Here is a 3,049-nt window from a genome sequence, read left to right as displayed (position 1 = left end):
CCTATCTGCGCGACGCGGCCGGCAATCTGGTCTACGCCAATGCCGCCTACGCCGAGCTGGCCCGGTCCCTGCATAGGCTGACGCCCGACACGCGCCCGGCCGAGGTGCTGGAACCGGCCGCGCTGCAGCGCCACCTCGCCGCCTTGGCCGAGGGGCGCGCGCACGCCGTCACCGTGACGCTGGGCGAGGCGGGGCCGTACGAACTGCTGGAGTTTGCCGCCGGCGACGGCAGCGCCGGGCTGCTGTCGCCGCAGGCCCCGTCGCAGCCGGCGCCCCCCGAGAGCGTCCACCATCTGGGCTCGATCATCGACGCGCTGGCCACCCCGATCGCTATCTTCGGTGCCGGACGCGAACTGGTGCAGGCCAACCGCGCCTATTGCGCCCTGTGGGGGCTCGACGCCGGCTGGCTGAAGCCGGGGATGGACGAGCGCGCCATCCTCGACCGCCTGCGCACCGACGGCAAGCTCCCCAACGAGCCGGACTACCAGGCCTGGCGCGCGCGGCACCTGACTGCCTACCAGCTCAGCGCCCCGCGCGAGAACGCCCCCTGGCACCTGCCGGACGGGCGTACCATCCGCGTCGTCGCCGCGCCGGCCGGCCCGCGCGGCGGCGTCATCTACGTGTTCGAGGACATCACCGCCCAGCTCGACCTCAAGAGCCAGCACCGGGCCCTGCTCGACGTGCAGCGCTCCACCCTCAACGCCCTCAGCGAAGGCGTCGCCGTGTTCGGCACCAACGGCCGGCTCACCTTGTGCAACCCGCGGCTGTCGACGCTGTGGAAGTTGCCGATGAACGAACTGGGTCAGAACCCGCATATCGACCATGTCGCCGAGGCGGCGGCGCGCGCCCTGCCCGAGGACGGCGCCGTCATCTGGCGCGGCCTCAAGCAGAACATCATCGACCTCAACCCCACCCGCTCCGATCAGAGCGGGCGCATCGCCCGCGCCGACGGCAAGCTCATCGACTACGCCGTCGTGCGGCTGCCGGACGGGCAGACCATGATGACCTTCCTCGACGTCACCGAGAGCGCCAACTACCAGCGCGTGCTCAAGGAGCGCAACGAGGCGCTGATCACCGCCGACCGGCTCAAGGACGCCTTCGTGCAGAACGTCTCCTATGAGCTGCGCTCGCCCTTGACCAACATCATCGGCTTCGCCGACCTGCTCGCTTCCGGCACCGCCGGGGCGCTCAACGAGCGCCAGCGCGCCTATACCGACTATATTCGTGCGTCCAGCGTCACCCTCGGCGTGCTCATCGACAACATCCTCGATCTCGCCACGGTCGATGCCGGCATCGCCGAATTGCGGCCCGAGTTGCAGGACGTGCACGCGCTGGTCGACAAGGCGCGCGCCGGGGTGATGGCCACCTTCCCCGAGATCGACGGGCAGGCCTCGCTCAACCTCAGGATCGACATCGCGCCCGGCCTGCCGCCCTTCGTCGCCGACGGCACGCGCATCGTGCAGGTGCTGTACAACCTGCTCTCCACCGCCGCCCGCTTCTCCGAGCCGGGCGGCGAGATCCGGCTGTCGGTCTCCTCCCGCGCCGAGCGCGTGCTGTTCGTGATCGAGGACGAGGGGGCGGCGATGAGCGAGCAGATGCGCGCCGCCATGCTCGAGCAGGCCGATGCGCCGGCCGGTTCCGGCCGCCAGCGCGGGGCCGGGCTCGGCCTCGCCATCGTGCGCGCCTTCGTCAACCTGCACGGCGGCACCATCAGCGTCGAGCGGCGCGAGCCGCGCGGCAGCCGGGTGGTCGTCAACCTGCCCGCCGACGCCGCGGCGCTGGTCGGGGCGGCCGAGTAGCCGTGCCCGGCCCCGTGACCCTGCACCTCGCCGACGAGGCCGCCACCGCTGCCCTCGGCGTCCGCCTCGCCGAGGCGCTCCGGCCGGGCGACGTGGTGCTGCTCGCCGGCGATCTCGGGGCCGGCAAGACGGCGCTGGCGCGCGCCGTCATCCGCCACCTCATGGCCGATCCCGATCTCGACGTGCCCTCGCCGAGCTTTGCCCTGGTGCAGCCTTACGAGGGCGGTGGCCACGTGCTCCTGCACGCCGATCTCTACCGGCTCGCGTCCGAGCGCGACATCGACGAACTGGGCCTGTTCGACCGGCCCGAGGCCATCCTGCTCGTGGAATGGCCCGAGCGGGCGCCGGGCCTGGCGGCGCGCGCGAACATTGTCGTCACCCTCTCCCTTCCGGCGGACCGCAAGGGCCGTATCGCCGTCATCGACGCCCCGGCCGAACGCCGCATCTAGGCTGGACTTCTGCCCTCCGGCGCGGTCAAGATCGGCCATGCCCGACACCCGATTCCCGTCCGTCACCGTGCTGCCCGGCGGCGGCGCGCCGTCGCTTCCATGAGCGCCGGCAGACTGTTCACCATCGCGCCGGACGCGCCGTTCCTGTCGGTGCTCGCCGACCGTGTCCTCGATGGTACGCTGCTCTCGGGCTGGCCGCAGCAGGGTCCGTTCTGGCTCGCCGACGTCACCATCGTGCTGCCCACCCGCCGTGCCCGGCTGGCGCTCGCCGAGGCGTTCCTGAGGCGCGGCCACCGGCTGCTGCCCGACATCCGCACGTTCGGTGGCGAGCAGCAGGACGAGGAGCCGTTCCTGCCGCCGCACGACCTGCCCGCGCTGCCGCCGGCCGCCTCCACCCTCGAGCGCCAGCTGTTCCTCGCCCGGCTGATCGAGGCCTGGGCCCGCACCCCGGTCGGCCAGCAGATTCTCGCCACCCCGCCCAATGCCGCCGAAATCCTCGGCCTCGCCGAGTCGCTGGGCCGGCTGGCCGACGACCTCACCATCGAAGGCGGCGACCTCGCCCGCCTGCGCGACGACGTCGCCAAGCCCGACCTCGCCGCCAACTGGCAGAAATCGCTCGAATTCCTCGACATCGCGCTCAAGGCGTGGCCGCAGGCCCTGGCCGGACGCGGCCGCGGCGATCCCGCCGACCTGCGCAACCAGCGGCTGCGCCGCCAGGGCGCGGCGGCGCCCCTGATCTTCGGCGACCGCCCGGTGGTCGCCGCCGGCTCGACCGGCTCGATTCCCGCGACCGCCGAGCTG

Annotated in this window: 2 protein-coding genes and 1 pseudogene; all 3 read left to right on the top strand. The window is 72.6% G+C overall.

Annotated elements, in window-relative coordinates:
• The coding region (locus VGD93_RS03475) for a sensor histidine kinase (RefSeq protein ID WP_395009222.1) at nt 1–1,799 on the top strand (1,799 nt) is incomplete at its 5' end.
• A gap of 2 nt (nt 1,800–1,801) precedes the next feature.
• The gene (gene tsaE, locus VGD93_RS03470) at nt 1,802–2,248 is read left to right on the top strand and encodes a tRNA (adenosine(37)-N6)-threonylcarbamoyltransferase complex ATPase subunit type 1 TsaE (protein ID WP_395009220.1); all 447 of its coding nucleotides are present in this window, start codon (nt 1,802–1,804) and stop codon (nt 2,246–2,248) included.
• Between the two features lie 99 nt (nt 2,249–2,347).
• Nucleotides 2,348–3,049, top strand: a pseudogene (locus VGD93_RS03465) (double-strand break repair protein AddB); the annotation flags it as partial.

Source organism: Devosia sp. (genome assembly GCF_036406155.1).
GTDB lineage: Bacteria > Pseudomonadota > Alphaproteobacteria > Rhizobiales > Devosiaceae > Devosia_A.
The sequence above is the reverse complement of the archived record's forward strand: the minus strand, read 5'-3'. Positions and strand labels throughout refer to the sequence as shown.